General features: G+C 72.4%; 14 protein-coding genes. 1 reads left to right on the forward strand and 13 read right to left on the reverse strand.

What is annotated here, in order from left to right; genetic code table 11:
- Position 1: 1 nt before the first annotated feature.
- Both pyrE and K1X13_RS03750 read right to left on the reverse strand, forming a co-directional pair.
- Positions 2 to 544 (reverse strand): orotate phosphoribosyltransferase, encoded by a 543-nt coding sequence (pyrE, locus tag K1X13_RS03745; protein WP_221023669.1) that lies wholly within the window; start codon positions 542 to 544, stop codon positions 2 to 4.
- Between the two features lie 31 nt (positions 545 to 575).
- Entirely contained in the window at positions 576 to 1295 is a 720-nt protein-coding gene (locus K1X13_RS03750) for a class E sortase (RefSeq protein ID WP_221023670.1), read from the reverse strand.
- A gap of 40 nt (positions 1296 to 1335) precedes the next feature.
- Here K1X13_RS03750 and K1X13_RS03755 point away from each other — a divergent pair, with 40 nt between their 5' ends.
- A complete protein-coding gene (locus K1X13_RS03755) occupies positions 1336 to 2517 on the forward strand; it encodes a pyridoxal phosphate-dependent aminotransferase (RefSeq protein ID WP_225914511.1) in 1182 nt (393 codons plus the stop codon).
- 10 nt (positions 2518 to 2527) lie between these two features.
- Here K1X13_RS03755 and K1X13_RS03760 read toward each other — a convergent pair whose 3' ends face one another.
- From K1X13_RS03760 to K1X13_RS03810, 11 genes are all read right to left on the reverse strand, one after another.
- Entirely contained in the window at positions 2528 to 3910 is a 1383-nt protein-coding gene (locus K1X13_RS03760) for a hypothetical protein (protein WP_221023671.1), read from the reverse strand.
- Between the two features lie 34 nt (positions 3911 to 3944).
- Positions 3945 to 6542 (reverse strand): ATP-dependent chaperone ClpB, encoded by a 2598-nt coding sequence (clpB, locus tag K1X13_RS03765; RefSeq protein ID WP_221023672.1) that lies wholly within the window; start codon positions 6540 to 6542, stop codon positions 3945 to 3947.
- Positions 6543 to 6553: 11 nt separating this feature from the next.
- Complete coding sequence (locus K1X13_RS03770) at positions 6554 to 6976, reverse strand: heat shock protein transcriptional repressor HspR (RefSeq protein WP_221023673.1); 423 nt, start codon at positions 6974 to 6976, stop codon at positions 6554 to 6556.
- Entirely contained in the window at positions 6973 to 8148 is a 1176-nt protein-coding gene (gene dnaJ / locus K1X13_RS03775; protein WP_221023674.1) for a molecular chaperone DnaJ, read from the reverse strand. The genes K1X13_RS03770 and dnaJ overlap by 4 nt, the downstream gene beginning before the upstream one ends.
- A 28-nt stretch (positions 8149 to 8176) precedes the next feature.
- Positions 8177 to 8833 carry a nucleotide exchange factor GrpE gene (grpE, locus tag K1X13_RS03780; protein ID WP_308249377.1) on the reverse strand — a complete coding sequence of 219 codons (657 nt, stop codon included), beginning with the start codon at positions 8831 to 8833 and terminating at the stop codon, positions 8177 to 8179.
- On the reverse strand, positions 8830 to 10683 hold the full coding sequence (gene dnaK / locus K1X13_RS03785) for a molecular chaperone DnaK (RefSeq protein WP_221023675.1): 1854 nt from the start codon (positions 10681 to 10683) through the stop codon (positions 8830 to 8832). The genes grpE and dnaK overlap by 4 nt, the downstream gene beginning before the upstream one ends.
- 286 nt (positions 10684 to 10969) lie before the next feature.
- A complete protein-coding gene (locus tag K1X13_RS03790) occupies positions 10970 to 11578 on the reverse strand; it encodes a DUF6198 family protein (protein ID WP_221023676.1) in 609 nt (202 codons plus the stop codon).
- 5 nt (positions 11579 to 11583) lie between these two features.
- Complete coding sequence (locus K1X13_RS03795; protein WP_221023677.1) at positions 11584 to 11928, reverse strand: DUF3817 domain-containing protein; 345 nt, start codon at positions 11926 to 11928, stop codon at positions 11584 to 11586.
- A 141-nt stretch (positions 11929 to 12069) separates the two neighbouring features.
- On the reverse strand, positions 12070 to 12669 hold the full coding sequence (locus tag K1X13_RS03800) for a hypothetical protein (RefSeq protein ID WP_221023678.1): 600 nt from the start codon (positions 12667 to 12669) through the stop codon (positions 12070 to 12072).
- Positions 12670 to 12768: 99 nt separating this feature from the next.
- A complete protein-coding gene (locus K1X13_RS03805) occupies positions 12769 to 13686 on the reverse strand; it encodes a DUF3500 domain-containing protein (protein WP_308249378.1) in 918 nt (305 codons plus the stop codon).
- 26 nt (positions 13687 to 13712) lie between these two features.
- Positions 13713 to 15098 carry a cytochrome P450 gene (locus K1X13_RS03810; RefSeq protein ID WP_221023680.1) on the reverse strand — a complete coding sequence of 462 codons (1386 nt, stop codon included), beginning with the start codon at positions 15096 to 15098 and terminating at the stop codon, positions 13713 to 13715.
- Positions 15099 to 15164 lie beyond the last annotated feature (66 nt).

Raw genomic sequence — 15164 nt, forward strand, 5'->3', positions numbered from 1 at the left:
GTCAGGCGAGGCCGAGCTCCTCGAGACCGTAGGCGTAGACGTACTCGCAGCCTTCGGACTCGACCCGCTCCTTGGCGCCGGTGCCGCGGTCCACGATGACCGCGACCCCCACGACCTCCGCGCCCGCCTCGCGCAGCGCCTCGACCGCGGTCAGCACGGAACCGCCGGTGGTGGAGGTGTCCTCCACCGCGAGGACACGGCGGCCGCGGACGTCGGGCCCCTCGATGCGGCGCTGCATGCCGTGGGTCTTCTCCGCCTTGCGCACCACGAACGCGTCGAGCTCGCGCCCCTCGGCGGCCGCGGCGTGCAGCATGGAGAGGGCGACCGGGTCCGCCCCGAGGGTCAACCCGCCCACGGCGTCGTACTCCCGGTCCCGGGTGAGGTCGAGCATGACCCGGCCGACAAGGGGTGCGGCCTGCGCGTCGAGGGTGACCCGGCGCAGGTCGACGTAGTAGTCGGCCTCCTTGCCGGAGGAGAGGGTGACCCGGCCGTGCACGACGGCCTTGTCCTTGATCTGCTCGAGGAGTGCGTCGCGGTGGCTCATGGGAGGCGACTCTAGCCAGTGGCCCCGGGGGTCACTTCCGCTCGGTGTCCACGAGGTGGCCGAAGGCGATCATCCGGTTGTCGGTGTGGAACAGCTCCGCGCAGGTGGTCAGCGTGATCAGCCGCTGCCCCGGCTCCTGCGACGGGGGCTCGGTGCCGCCGTCGGGGTTGCGCGGCAGCCGGTCGACCACCCAGATCTCCTCGAAGGTGACGATCAGGTCGTTGGGGTCGGTGTCGAGCTCGTAGGTGTAGACCGCGTCGCGGGTCTCCACGACCACCTCGTCGCCGGGCCGCAGCTCGGGCATGTCGCGCAGCGGCTCGCCGTGGGTGACCCGGTGCGCCGCGAGCGCGTAGTTGCCCCGCCGGCCCGGGTCGGCGCTGTCGGGGAAGTGGCCGTAGCCGGAGGCCAGCTCGGCGTCGCCGATGCCCTCGAGCACCGGCACCACGTAGTCGTCGCCGAAGGCCGGGATCCGGATCAGAGCGGACGCATCACCGAGCTTCAGCCGCTCGGGCCTGGCGTCGATCGTGCCGGCCTCGGCCACGCGCCACTGCTCCTGGAGCTCGCCGACGACCCGCTCCTGGTGCTGCCGCGAGACGATGTTGGTGCCGTAGAACTGCCAGGCGACGTACCCCAGCATCCCCAGTCCCCCGAGCACGAGGGCGAGACCCACCCAGAACGCGGCCCCGCGGCGGCGCCGGCGCTCCGGCGCGGCGCTGTCCTCGGGGGCGGCGGTGGCGGTCTCCTGGGTCACCCGAACAGTGTGACCGAAACCGGCTACTACAGTCGGCGCTATGGCAGCAATCGACCCGGACCCGAGGATGGCCAGCCGACTGCAGGGCATCCCGCCGACGATCTTCTCGGAGATGTCGGCGCTCGCCGTGCGCACCGGCGCGCTCAACCTGGGGCAGGGGTTCCCCGACCAGGACGGGCCGGCCTCCGTCGTCGAGGCCGCGGTGGCCGCGCTGCGCGAGGGCCGCAACCAGTACGCCCCCGGTGCGGGGGTCCCCGAGCTGCGGGAGGCGGTCGCGCAGCACCAGGCCGCGCACTACGGCGTCGAGCTCGACCCGACGCGGGAGGTGCTCGTCACCACCGGCGCCACCGAGGCGATCGCGGCGGCGATCCTCGCGTTCGTGAACCCCGGCGACGAGGTCGTCGTGCTCGAGCCGTTCTACGACTCCTACGTCGCGACCATCCAGATGGCCGGGGGCGTACGCCGTCCGGTGACCCTGCGCTCGCCCGACTTCCGGCTCGACGTCGACGAGCTCCGCGCCGCGGTGACGGACCGGACCACCGCCGTCCTGGTGAACTCCCCGCACAACCCGACCGGGACCGTCCTCGACCGGAACGAGCTCGAGGCGATCGCCGCGGTGGCCCGCGAGCACGACCTGGTGGTGATCACCGACGAGGTCTACGAGCACCTCGTCTTCGACGACCGGGCACACGTCCCGCTCTGCACGCTCGACGGGATGTGGGACCGCACGGTGTCCATCTCCAGCGCCGGCAAGACGTTCTCGTTCACGGGCTGGAAGGTCGGCTGGGTGACCGGGCCCGCGTCGCTGGTGCGCGCCGTGGAGTCGGCGAAGCAGTGGCTCACGTTCAGCTCCGGCGCCCCGCTGCAGCCGGCGATCGCCTACGCGCTGACCAAGGAGAGCGCCTTCTACGGCCGGCTCGCCGCCGAGCTGCAGGACAAGCGCGACCTGCTCTGCGATGGGCTGCGCTCGCTCGACGTGGACGTGTGGGTCCCCGAGGGCACCTACTTCGTCACCACCGACGTGCGGCGCTACGGGTACGCCGACGGCCTGGAGTTCTGCCTGGCCCTGCCCGAGCGCGCCGGCGTGGTCGCGATCCCGTCGCAGTTCTTCTACGACGACGCCGACGAGGGCCGGCACAAGGTGCGCTGGGCGTTCTGCAAGGACCGGGCCGTCGTCGACGAGGGGCTTCGCCGGCTGGCCGCGGCCGACCTCTACGCCTGAACGGTCCGGCTCACCAGACGTTCTTGCGCGGCTCCTGCTGGTCGCCGTACGGCGGCTGGCCGGGCTGCTGTCCCGGCTGCCCCTGCTGTCCGGGCTGGCCCTGCTGTCCGGGCTGGCCGCCGTACCCGGGGTAGCCGTGGCCACCTGGCCGGTTCCGGCGGGAGTACCACTGGTTCGCGCCGCCGGTGAAGAGCAGCGCCACGGTCGCGATCGCGCCCATCGTGTGCAGCAGGCCGACCGGGAACGCCCCGAGGCTGAACAGGGCGGTGATCGAGGCGGAGACGACCAGCGTGATCCGCGCCCAGTTGGCCCGCCGGTAGGCGAACCAGGCCAGCACCATCGCCGCGACGCTCCAGAACACGGAGACCGCGCCCACCACCCACAGGGCCGCGATCACCTCGTCGGTGCGCACGCCGAGGTCCTGGAAGTTCGGGTCCCGCTCCAGCGCGTCGAGGAAGGGCTGCTGGGCGGACAGCATCACCACGGCCATCAGCACGAACGTCACGACGGTGAGCGCCGAGAGCACCCAGGTCAGCCAGCAGGCGATGGTCACCGACTGGGGACGGCGCTCCGGGTCGACCTGTCCGTAGCCGGGGTAACCGCCGTAGGGCTGCCCGTACTGCTGGCCGTACGGCGCCTGCTGCTGGGCGTAGGGAGGTGCCCACTGCCCCTGCGGCTGCGCCGGCTGCCCCTGCTGGCCGTACGGCGGCTGGGCCTGCTGGCCCGGCTGTCCGTACTGGCCGGCCGGGGGGTAGCCGGCGGCCGGGGGCTGCTCGGGCTGCTGCTCGGGCTGCTGCGGGCTGCCGAACCCCTGGGTCGGCGGCGGCGCCGGCCGGTCGGAGGACTCGTCGGGCATGCGCGGCCACTGCGGTGCGGGGTTCTCCCCGGGGCGGTCAGAGGACACGACGGTGCCTTCCTTCTGCTGGTCGGACTTCTTCGGGGGCTTCCGGGCGGGGGTGCTCACGGTCCCGGAGAACCAGTCGCGGGCCGGGCGGGTCCACAGCATCACGGCCGCGAACGCGATCATCATCGGCAGCACCCCGCCGGAGACCGGGGAGGTCAGCACGATCAGCACGGCGAGCACGGTGAAGCCGATCCGCGCGGCACGGTGGCCCTGCAGGACGTAGATGGCCAGCACGGTCGCCGCGGCGGACGCGGCTCCGCTGAACATCATCATCCAGCGGAGAAGCTCCACCACCTGGCCGCTCTCGAGCCCGAGGCCGTTGCCGGGCGGCCTGGCCAGGAACTCGTCGATGCTGTCGCGCATCTCGACCGACCGCAGCCGGGACATCGCGTCGAGCACGGTCAGGACCAGCAGGGCCGACCCGGCGGCGGCGATCCACCCGGCCATCGTGACCTGGCTGGGGCGGGCGCTCGGCTTCGGCTCACTCATGGGCCCATTCCATCACGCGAGACCAGCGCCCGGGTCACGCCGCCGCAGCCGACCTCGTCTGCAGGCTCAGCCCCTCGCCGGACTCGGACACGTCGACCACGACCTCGCTGCCGTCGAGCACCTGCCCGGCGAGCAGCAGCCGGGCCAGCGGGTCGCCGATGGCGGTCTGGACGAGCCGGCGCAGCGGGCGGGCGCCGTACGCCGGGTCGTAGCCGGTGCGGCTCAGCCAGCCGTGCGCGGCCTCGGTGACGGTCACCTGGATCCGGCGCACCGCCAGGCGGCGGTTCAGCTCGGCGATCTGCAGGTCGACGATGTGCGAGAGCTGCTCCTCGCTGAGCGCGTCGAACATGACGATCTCGTCGAGTCGGTTCAAGAACTCGGGCTTGAACGACTGCCGGACGACCGCCATCACCGAGTCACGCTTCTTCTCCGGGTCGATGGTCGGGTCCACCAGGTAGTGCGAGCCGAGGTTCGAGGTGAGGATCAGCAGGGTGTTGCGGAAGTCGACGGTGCGGCCCTGGCCGTCGGTGAGCCGGCCGTCGTCGAGCACCTGGAGCAGGATGTCGAAGACCTCGGGGTGCGCCTTCTCGACCTCGTCGAGGAGCACCACGGAGTACGGCCGGCGGCGGACCGCCTCGGTGAGCTGGCCGCCCTCCTCGTAGCCGACGTAGCCGGGAGGTGCCCCCACCAGTCGCGCCACGCTGTGCTTCTCGGAGTACTCGCTCATGTCGATCCGGACGATCGCCCGCTCGTCGTCGAAGAGGAAGTCCGCCAGCGACTTGGCGAGCTCGGTCTTTCCCACGCCGGTCGGACCGAGGAAGAGGAACGAGCCGGTGGGCCGGTTCGGGTCGGAGATGCCCGCACGTGAGCGGCGGACCGCGTCGGAGACGGCCGCGACCGCGGACTGCTGGCCGATCAGCCGCTTGCCGATGACCTCCTCCATGTGCAGGAGCTTGGCGGTCTCCCCCTCGAGCAGCCGTCCGGTGGGGATCCCCGTCCAGGCCTCGACGACCTCGGCGATCTCCTCGGGGCCGACGGCCTCCCGGACCAGCGGGTTCTCGATCACCTCCGCCTCCTCGGCGGCCACGATCTGCATCTCCAGCGCCGGGATCTGGCCGTAGAGGATCTCGCTGGCCTTCGCCAGGTCGCCCTCGCGCTGGAACCGGTCCGCCTCGCTGCGCAGCTGGTCGATCCGCTTGCGCAGCTCGCCCGAGCCCTCGAGCGCCGTCTTCTCGCGCTCCCAGCGGGCCTCCAGGCCGCGGAGCTCCTCCTCCCGGTCGGCCATCTCCGCACGCAGCTTCTCGAGCCGGTCCCGGGAGGCCTCGTCGGTCTCGCGCTCGAGCGCGAGCTCCTCCATCCTCATCCGGTCGACCTGGCGACGCAGCTGGTCGAGCTCGACCGGGCTGGACTCGATCTCCATCCGGAGCCGGGACGCCGCCTCGTCGACGAGGTCGATCGCCTTGTCGGGCAGCTGCCGTCCGGTGATGTACCGGTCCGACAGCATCGCGGCCGCCACGAGGGCCTGGTCGGTGATCTTCACCCCGTGGTGCGCCTCGTACTTTTCCTGCAGGCCGCGCAGGATCGCCACGGTGTCCTCCACCGACGGCTCGCCTACGAAGACCTGCTGGAAGCGCCGCTCTAGGGCGGGGTCCTTCTCGATCCGCTCGCGGTACTCGTCGAGCGTGGTGGCGCCGATCATCCGCAGCTCGCCGCGGGCCAGCATCGGCTTGAGCATGTTGCCGGCGTCCATCGCGGAGTCGCCGCCGGCGCCCGCGCCGACGACCGTGTGCAGCTCGTCGATGAAGGTGATGATCTGACCCTCGGAGTCCTTGATCTCCTGGAGCACCGCCTTGAGCCGCTCCTCGAACTCGCCGCGGTACTTCGCGCCGGCGACCATCGCGGCGAGGTCGAGCGAGAGCACCTTGCGGCCCTTGAGCGACTCGGGGACGTCCCCGTCGACGACGCGCTGGGCGAGCCCCTCGACGACGGCGGTCTTGCCGACGCCGGGCTCGCCGATGAGGACCGGGTTGTTCTTGGTGCGCCGCGAGAGCACCTGCACCACGCGGCGGATCTCGGCGTCGCGGCCGATGACCGGGTCGAGCTTGCCCTCGGCGGCGCCCGCGGTGAGGTCGACGGCGTACTTCTCGAGCGACTGGTAGGTGGCCTCGGCGTCCTGGCTGGTCACCCGGGCACTGCCACGGACGCTGGAGAGCGCGCCGCGCAGCGCGTCGGCGGTCGCGCCCGCCTCGGCGAGGATCCGGGAGGCGGGGCTGTCGACGGTCGCGGCGGCGATGAGCATGTGCTCGGTGGAGACGTAGTCGTCCTTCATCTCCCCGGCGGTCTCGGTGGCCACGCTGAGGATCTGGAGGGCGGCCCGGGAGTACGACGGCGCGGCGACGGTCGTGCCGGACGCGGCCGGGAGCCGCTTCAGCTCGGCCTCGATGCCGGAGATGACCTGGGTCGGCTGGACCCCGGCGGCCTCGAACAGCGGGCGCGCGATGCCGTCCGGCTGCGCGAGCAGCGCGGCGAGCAGGTGGACCGCCTCGACCTGGGCGTGGCCGGCGGCGGCGGCGGTCTGGATCGCGGTGTTGATGGCCTCTTGGCTACGGGTGGTGAACTTCGATGCGTCCATGGTGCGTCCCTTTACATCAGACCTCGGCGCCACACGGTCACGGCCTGGTTGCCGGTGCGCAGGGCGGGAAGGTTCTGGCTCCTGGTGTTCTCGACCGACCGGCGCAGCGCGTACTGCGTGGCGGCCAGCTCGTCCTCGAGCTCTGCGACGCGCATCTGCAGAGCGGTGACCTGGTTCTCGAGGTCGAGGATGCGTTTGACGCCCTCGAGACCGATGCCGGTGGCGGTGAGCTGCGCGACCTCGCGGAGCAGCTCGATGTCCCGCCAGGAGTAGCGGCGCCCGCCGCCGCCGGTGCGGCCCGGGCGGACCAGGCCCATCCGGTCGTAGGCGCGCAGGGTCTGCGGGTGCAGCCCGGTCAGCTCGGCGGCGACCGAGATGACGTAGACGGGAACCTCGGGGCCCGGGGCCCCGGAGCGCCCGGCGGTGGAACTCATCGTGAGCCTCCGGCGAACAGGTTGCTGCGCAGGTCGGCCGCGGCAGAGGCCTCGCGGTACGCCTCCACCGCGGCGCGCTGCCTGTCGTTGAGCACGGCGGGCACGTGCACGTCGACGGTCACGAGCAGGTCGCCCTTGTGGCCGTCCTTGCGCTGCACGCCGCGCCCGCGGACCCGGAAGGTCCTGCCGTTGGGGGTCCCGGCCGGGATCTTCACCGTGACCGGCGCGCCAGCCAGCGTGGGGACCTTGATGTCGGCGCCGAGCGCGGCCTCCGCGAACGACACCGGCACCTCGAGGGTGAGGTTGTCGCCCTTGCGGCCGAACAGCGCGTGCCCGGACACCTTGACGTTGACGTAGAGGTCGCCGGGAGGTCCGCCCCGCTCCCCGCTCGCGCCCTTGCCGCGCAGCCGGATCCGCTGGCCGTCCTTGACGCCCGCGGGGATGCGCGCGGAGATGGTCCGCGAGGAGGTGCCGCGGCCGGAGCCGTGGCAGGTCGGGCAGGGGTCGTCGACGACGAGCCCGCGGCCGCGGCAGCCCGGGCAGGTCTCGTTCATCGTGAACGCCCCGCCCACGGAGGCGGCGACCATGCCGACCCCCTCGCACTGCGGGCAGACCCGCGGCACGGTGCCCGCCCGGGCGCCGGTGCCCGAGCAGTCCGGGCAGGGCGCGTCGGAGGAGAGCCTCAGCGAGACGGTGACGCCCTCGATCGCGTCGGTGAAGCTGATCGTGGCGTCGGTCTCGATGTCCTGGCCGCGGCGGGGTGCCGACTGCCGGGTACGTCCGCCGCCCCCGCCGCCGAACATGCCGCCGAAGAGGTCGCCGAGGCCGCCACCGGCGCCGCCGCCGCTACCACCCATGCCGCCGAGGAAGTCGTTGATGTCGAACGGCTGGCCGCTCCCCGCGCCGGTGGGCTGGCCCGTGAACGGGCCGAACCCGCCGCCGTAGGTGCGGAGGTCGTCGTACTGCTTGCGCTTCTCGGCGTCACCGACGACGTCGTACGCCTCGGCGATCGCCTTGAACCGCTCCTCCGCCGCCTTGTCCCCGGGGTGGGAGTCGGGGTGGTTGGCGCGCGCAAGCGTGCGGTACGCCTTCTTGATGTCCGCAGCGGACGCGTCCTTGGCGACGCCCAGCGTCTTGTAGAAGTCCTTGCCCGCCCAGTCGGCGTTCGTCATGCGCGCACCTCCCTTCCCGCGTGTCTGCCTACTGGTCCCCGGCCGGCTCCGGGTCGACGACGGTCACCCGCGCGGGGCGGACGACGCGCTCGCCGATGCGGTAGCCGGCCTGGATGATGTTCTGGCAGGTCGTCGTGGTGACGTCCGGCGAGTGCGCGTGCATGAGCGCCTCGTGCAGGTTCGGGTCGAACTCGTCGCCCGGGCTGCCGAACTTCTCCAGACCCAGACCGAGCACGATCCGCTCGAGCGAGTCGGCGACGGCCTTGAAGCCGCCCTCGACCTCGCCGTGCTCGCGCGCCCGGTCGATGTCGTCGAGCACGGGGAGCAGCCCGGACAGCACGGAGTACTGCGCGTTCTGCTTCACCAGCTCGCGGTCACGGTCGACCCGCCGCTTGTAGTTGACGTACTCCGCCTGGAGCCGCTTCAGGTCGGTGGTCAGCTCGACCAGGTCCTGCTGCGCCTTGGCGAGGTCGTCGGTCATCTCGGTGTCGGACCCGTTGGCTCCGTCGGGACCGGCGGCGCCGGACTCGGCGTTGCCGGGCTCGGCGGCCGGGGGCTCCGCGGCGTGGCGGCCGGGAGCGGCCCCGCCGGGGGCGGGAGCCGCAGTCTCCTGCGGCTCCCCACCCTCGGTCACCGGAGCCGTGTCCTGGTCGGACCCGGGGCCCTGGTTCTCGGCAGGGGTCACTTGCTCTCGTTCCCGTCGTCGGTGTCCTCGTCGACGATCTCGGCGTCGACGACGTCCTCGTCGCTGTCGCCCGTGCCCGTGGCACCGCCCGCGGCGGCCGCGTCGGACTCGCCGGCGGCGTACATCGCGGCGCCCATCTTCTGGCTGGACTCACCGAGCTTCTTGGCGGCCGCCTCCAGGGAGTCCTTGTCGGTCTCCTCGGACTCGAGCAGCGTCTTGAGCGCCTCGACGTCGGCCTCGACCTCGGTCTTGACCTCGGCCGGGATCTTGTCGCCGTTCTCGGACAGGAACTTCTCGGTCGTGTAGACCAGGGTCTCCGCCTGGTTGCGGGTCTCCACGGCCTCGCGACGCTGACGGTCCTCCTCGGCGTACTGCTCGGCGTCCCGGACCATCTTGTCGATGTCCTCCTTGGACAGCGCCGAGCCACCGGTGATCGTCATCGACTGCTCGCGGCCGGTGCCCCGGTCCTTGGCGGACACGTGCACGATGCCGTTGGCGTCGATGTCGAAGGTGACCTCGATCTGCGGCACGCCGCGCGGGGCCGGCGGCAGGCCGGTCAGCTCGAAGTTGCCGAGCGGCTGGTTCTGCGCCGCCATCTGACGCTCGCCCTGGTAGACCTGGATCTGCACCGAGGGCTGGTTGTCGTCGGCGGTGGTGAACACCTCGGACCGCTTGGTCGGGATCGTGGTGTTGCGCTCGATGAGCTTGGTCATCACGCCGCCCTTGGTCTCGATGCCCAGCGACAGCGGGGTCACGTCGAGCAGCAGGACGTCCTTGACCTCACCCTTGAGCACACCGGCCTGCAGGGCGGCGCCGACGGCGACGACCTCGTCCGGGTTGACGCCCTTGTTGGGCTCCTTGCCGCCGAGCAGCTCCTTGACCAGGTCGGTCACGGCCGGCATCCGGGTCGAGCCGCCGACCATGATCACGTGGTCGATCTTCGCCACGTCCTGGCCGGCGTCCTTGAGCACCTGCTTGAACGGCGACTTGGTCCGGTCGAGCAGGTCCGTGGTCAGCCGCTGGAACTCGGAGCGGGTCAGCTTCTCCTCGAAGTGGAGCGGGCCGGACTCGGAGTGGGTGATGTAAGGCAGGTGGATCGTGGTCTCGCTGGAGGAGGAGAGCTCGATCTTGGCCTTCTCGGCAGCCTCCTGCAGACGCTGGCGGGCGATCTTGTCCGCGCCGAGGTCCACGTTGTTGCTGGCCTTGAACTTCTTGACCATCCAGTCGACGATCCGGGCGTCCCAGTCGTCACCACCGAGGTGGTTGTCACCGGAGGTGGCCTTCACCTCGACCACGCCGTCGCCGATCTCGAGCAGGGACACGTCGAACGTGCCGCCACCGAGGTCGAAGACCAGGATGGTCTGGTCGCTCTCCTTGTCGAGGCCGTAGGCCAGCGCCGCCGCGGTCGGCTCGTTGACGATGCGGGACACGTTGAGGCCCGCGATCTCACCGGCCTCCTTGGTGGCCTGGCGCTGCGCGTCGGAGAAGTACGCCGGGACCGTGATCACCGCGTCGGTGACGGTCTCGCCGAGGTACGCCTCGGCGTCGCGCTTGAGCTTCTGCAGGACGAACGCCGAGATCTGCTGCGGCGTGAAGTCCTTGTCGTCGATCTTGGTCTTCCAGTCGGTGCCCATGTGGCGCTTGACGGAGCGGATGGTCCGGTCGACGTTGGTGACGGCCTGGCGCTTGGCCACCTCACCGACGAGGACCTCGCCGCTCTTGGCGAAGGCGACAACGGACGGGGTCGTACGTGCACCTTCTGCGTTTGCGATGACGGTGGGTTCGCCACCCTCGAGGACGGAGACGACGGAGTTCGTCGTGCCCAGGTCGATGCCGACCGCGCGTGCCATGTGTTCTACCTCCACGGATCATCCCGCCGGGCTGACGGGGGTTTGCTCTGCTTCAGAGTCGGGGACGAGAGCGATGCTGCGCTCGTCGACGTGAGTCTGTCAAACAACCTGAGTGGGTTCAACTCAACTCTTGTCATAGGGGATAACGCAAGGGGCGTCCGCCCTGTTCCCGTAACGCGGCTTTTGTGTTCGGTGAGGCGGGCCACACCCCGGAGGGCGCGGTGCCCGCGGCGCGCGAGGTCGACGTGGGCGGGCCGCCCTCCTGGGCGGCCGGCACGTGGCGCGGTCAGCCGTGCTCGGAGTGACGCTCCGGCCGGTGCCGCTCCATGGCGGGGACGCGTCGGCGGAGCAGGTCGACGGCCGGGCCGAGCAGGAAGATCACGGCCAGGGTGCCCGGGCCGATCGCGGCACCGAGCAGCCAACCCACCAGGGCCCCTCCGCCCTGCACGATGCTGTAGCTCCACCGGAACGGCACCGGCGGGTCCCAGGCGATGGCCGCGGCCTCCGCCGGGCCCGCCCCGGTGTTGCTCGCGAGGTAGCCGGCCACGCCGAGGGCGAGCAGGACGAACGCCACCACCAGCTCCGCCGCCCGGGTCGGCAGCGACCCGGGCTCCGGGATCAGCGCGAGAGCGGCGGAGACGGTGAAGCCCACGACCACCGGCTGCACGACCGTCCCGACGCCAGGCCGGGTGCCGCGCAGCCACGCCATCGTGATCAGCGCCGCGCCGACGAAGGCGTTGACCACCCAGAACGGCTGGGCCGTGGCCACCGACAGGCCGTTGACGAGGGTGGAGTAGCCGTCCGAGCCGAGAGCGGCCTCCAGCAGGAACGCCACCCCGACGCCGAGGACGACACAGGCGACGACGAGCTGCAGGTGGGCGGCGGGGCGGGTCATCGGGCTCAGCCGACCGGCTGGTGCTCCCGGGGCGCACGGTCAGCCGGCGCCGCCAGGCGACCGGTGCGGGCCGCCCACAGCTCGAAGAACAGCGTGGCGAACGGCGGGATCGAGCAGGCCAGAGCCACCAGGGTCACCGGGACGCCCCAGCGGAGGGTCCGCGCGACGAGCAGCGCGAGGGCCACGTACGCGAGGAAGATGCCGCCGTGGATCGGGCCGAAGATCTCCACGCCGCGCTCGGTCGTGCCGGCGACGTGCTTGAGGTACATGCCGACCAGGAGGCCCGCCCACGAGACGGCCTCCGCGACGGCGACGGCCTTGAACAGCAGGATCTGGGTGCGTGCGGGCATGCCCGAGATCCTAGAGGCGGGCTCCGGCACGGCTCCGACGCGCGGTCGCGGGAGGTGACGTGCGCAACTACCGCGCGGGCGCCGGCGGCGTGTCCGCGGGCCGGGACGGGCCGGGCCGAAAGGGCTTCCCGGCGGGGCTGCTCAGCGGAGGGTGACCGTGACCGGGTTCGACGCGCGGCCGCTGGACCGGTCGACGACCCGGAACCGGTTCGCGCCCTCCTGGCCGCTCTCCACCCAGGTCTCGAACGTCCCGCCGCTGACGCTCGCGGTCACCGGGAACGCCGACCAGCCGCCCTCGAAGCGCTGGACGGTCAGCGTCGACCCGTTGCCGCCGGCGTAGCTGCCGCGCAGGTAGATCCGCTGGTACGTCGACCCGCTGGTCGGGCTCGCACGCAGGATGATCCGCGGCTTCGGGCGGGGCTCGCGGCGCGGCTCGTCCCGCTTCTTCGGGTCCTGGTCCGCCTGGGCCGGGGCGGGCCCGGCGCTCGGGGCGCTCGACGGCGTCGGGGGCGAGGACGCGACCGGCTCCTCGGGACGCTCCGTGGACAGCGCCTCGTCGGGGATGTACAGGCTGGGCTCCTCCGTCGCGGTGGTGGAGGGCGCGCCCACCCCGGCGACCCGCGCCCCGGCGAAGGCCAGGACCCCGACGAAGCCACCGATCACGACGGCCGCCACCAGCACGGCGGCCAGGGCGACGGCGAGCTTACGACCCATGCCGGCTTCCTCGTCGTCCCATCGCATGTCCCCATTGTGGGGGTCGCCCCCACACCGCGGTGCGCGCCGGGCGGGGGACGAGACGAGTCTCACCCGCGGCGTGCCCGGACCGCGGGGCCGGGTCGGTCAGTGGGCGGTGCGGTAGTGCGCGGCGAGCAGGTCGACGGCCCAGTCACGGCGGACGTCGCGCACCACCGTGTGCACGTGGTTGGCGCCGTCCTGCGTGTTGTCGTACTCCACCAGGAAGGTGCCGGAACGCAGCGCGTAGTAGTGCCCCTCCCCCGGCGTGGTGGACCCCGCCCAGGCGAAGGTCAGCGCGGGTACGTCGACCTCCGGCGGCACCCGGAACCGGCCGAGGTACACGTCGAGCAGCCGCTCCAGGGCGGCCCGGCCGGCGGACCCGAGGTCGCCCCACGACACCCCGGTCGGCACCGCGGCGATGTCCGCCCGCACGGCGTTCCCGGTGCGGATGTCGGGAGGCGCGTCGGGCGAGACCAGGGCCGCCGTCCGCTCGTCGGCGCCGAGCGCGGCGAGCAGGTCGCGGGCGCGGTCCTCCTCCGCGGCGAGCACGCGCAGGCCGCGCTGCGGGCCGTCGGGCACCCGGGCGGGGTTCGCCCCGAGGAACAGCGGCACGGTCGCCGCCGCGTCGCCCACCGCGTTGACGTGCACGCAGACGTGGTGGCCGCCCACCCGCCAGCCCCAGGGGCCGGTGCGGGACGGGTCGCCGAAGACGCTGAACCAGTAGTGCTCGGGGTCGCGGCGCTCGTACCCGGGCCGCCCGGCCGCCTCCTCCAGCGCGCGCAGCACCGGCTCGAGCCCCATCACCGCGCGGGCCGTGCGCGCTCCCCCGGCGGACAGGCCGGCCTCGAGCAGGGCGAGTGCGGCGGCACGCTGGGGGGCGTCCATGTCCGCAAGCGCGAGCCCGCCGCGCGGCCCGGGCGTGTAGGCCCAGGTGGTCCGTTCGGCGCCGTCGAAGGGGTAGGTCGCGACGTCGCGCTGCCCGTCGGACAGGACGCTCAGGAAGGACTCGGCCGCCTCGCGCACGCTCCCATCCAACTACACGGGACGGGTCAGCGGGGGCGGACCGTGATCCTCGCGCCGTGCCGCGGGACGCTGGTGATGTTGCGGACCTTCGGCTCGTCGTCGGCGGGCGTGGAGACGTCGTACGACGCCAGCACCTCGCGCAGCACCGCCACCCCCTCCATCAGCGAGAAGCCCGCGCCGATGCAGCGCCGGACGCCTCCACCGAAGGGGATCCAGGTGTTCGGCGCGACGTGGCCGTCGAGGAACCGCTCGGGACGGAAGCTGCCCGGGTCCTCGAAGTTGTCCTCGCGGCTGTGCGCGATCAGGATCGAGGGGCCGACGTTGGTGCCGCGCGGCAGGTCCCGGCCGCCGATCGTGGCGGGCTCGGTCAGGTGCCGCAGCACCATCGGGATCACCGGGTGCAGCCGCATGGACTCCTTGACCACGGCCTCCAGGTAGGCGTCGTCACCGGCGTCGGCGGCCGCACGGGCCCGGGCCAGCTCGCCCGCGTCCCGGCCGAGCTCGTACAGGGTCCAGGCCAGCGCGGTCGCGGTCGTCTCGTGACCGGCGAGCAGGAGCGTGACCAGCTGGTCACGCAGCTCGGCGTCGCTGAGCCCGTCGCCGGCGCCGGCCTCGTCGCCGTCGTCGCTCCCGTGGGCGCCCACCGTGAGCAGGCGGGAGAGCACGTCGGAGCGCTCGTGCAGGTCCCCGGCCGCGCGACGCTCGGCGATCTCGGCGTACATCACCTCGTCGAGCGCGCGCTGGTTGTCGACGGTGGCCTTCCACGGGCCGAACCGCTGGAGGAACGGGTAGCCCCACCCGAGCAGCACCACCGGGTTGACGTCGACGGTCCGGTTCACCAGCGGACGGAGCCGGGCCAGCCGCTGCTCGTCGGTCACCCCGAACACCACCCGGAGGATGACCTCGAGGGTGAGCGCGTTCATCCGGTCCAGCGAGCGGAAGGTCGTCCCCGGAGTCCAGCGCGCGACCTCCTCCCGCGCCAGCCGGGTCACCATCGACTCGTAGCCGCGCAGGGCGGCGCCGTTGAACGCCGGCATCAGACGCTTGCGCGCGCGGCGGTGCTCGGAGGAGTCCTGGAGCAGCAGCGAGTGCTCGCCCATGATCGGCCCGAGGATCGCGTTGCCCTTGCCGGCGTGGAACACCTCCGGGTCGCCGGCGAAGATCTCCTTGGCGTGCTCGGGTCGGGTGAACAGCACCAGCGGCGAGCCCTTCGGCACCACCCGGACCGTGAAGACGTCGCCGTACCGCCGGTGCAGCGCGGGCACGAACCGGTGCCGGAAGCGCATCAGCGCGATGCTCTGCAGCAGCGCCGGCCAGCGGGGGCCCGGCGGCAGGTCCCGCGCGCGGATCCTGGGGGTGAGACCGGCGTTGTAGGGCTTCATCCTCGCGAACCGGTCGTCGGTGATCGTCATGAGCGTGCGTCACATCCCGGGGTAGGCCGTCCTCGGGATACTAGGGGTATGTGACCGACTCTGGGA

Origin of the sequence: Nocardioides jiangsuensis (assembly GCF_019679455.1) — a bacterium.
In the GTDB taxonomy this organism is placed as follows: domain Bacteria; phylum Actinomycetota; class Actinomycetes; order Propionibacteriales; family Nocardioidaceae; genus Nocardioides_C; species Nocardioides_C jiangsuensis.

Coding starts and splice junctions, on each gene's coding strand:
- pyrE (WP_221023669.1), bottom strand. CDS start 544: ATGAGCCACCGCGACGCACTCCTCGAGCAGATCAAGGACAAGGCCGTC.
- clpB (WP_221023672.1), bottom strand. CDS start 6,542: ATGGACGCATCGAAGTTCACCACCCGTAGCCAAGAGGCCATCAACACC.
- K1X13_RS03755 (WP_225914511.1), top strand. CDS start 1,336: ATGGCAGCAATCGACCCGGACCCGAGGATGGCCAGCCGACTGCAGGGC.
- K1X13_RS03760 (WP_221023671.1), bottom strand. CDS start 3,910: ATGAGTGAGCCGAAGCCGAGCGCCCGCCCCAGCCAGGTCACGATGGCC.
- K1X13_RS03795 (WP_221023677.1), bottom strand. CDS start 11,928: ATGCCCGCACGCACCCAGATCCTGCTGTTCAAGGCCGTCGCCGTCGCG.
- K1X13_RS03770 (WP_221023673.1), bottom strand. CDS start 6,976: ATGAGTTCCACCGCCGGGCGCTCCGGGGCCCCGGGCCCCGAGGTTCCC.
- K1X13_RS03800 (WP_221023678.1), bottom strand. CDS start 12,669: ATGCGATGGGACGACGAGGAAGCCGGCATGGGTCGTAAGCTCGCCGTC.
- K1X13_RS03810 (WP_221023680.1), bottom strand. CDS start 15,098: ATGACGATCACCGACGACCGGTTCGCGAGGATGAAGCCCTACAACGCC.
- K1X13_RS03790 (WP_221023676.1), bottom strand. CDS start 11,578: ATGACCCGCCCCGCCGCCCACCTGCAGCTCGTCGTCGCCTGTGTCGTC.
- dnaJ (WP_221023674.1), bottom strand. CDS start 8,148: ATGACGAACGCCGACTGGGCGGGCAAGGACTTCTACAAGACGCTGGGC.
- dnaK (WP_221023675.1), bottom strand. CDS start 10,683: ATGGCACGCGCGGTCGGCATCGACCTGGGCACGACGAACTCCGTCGTC.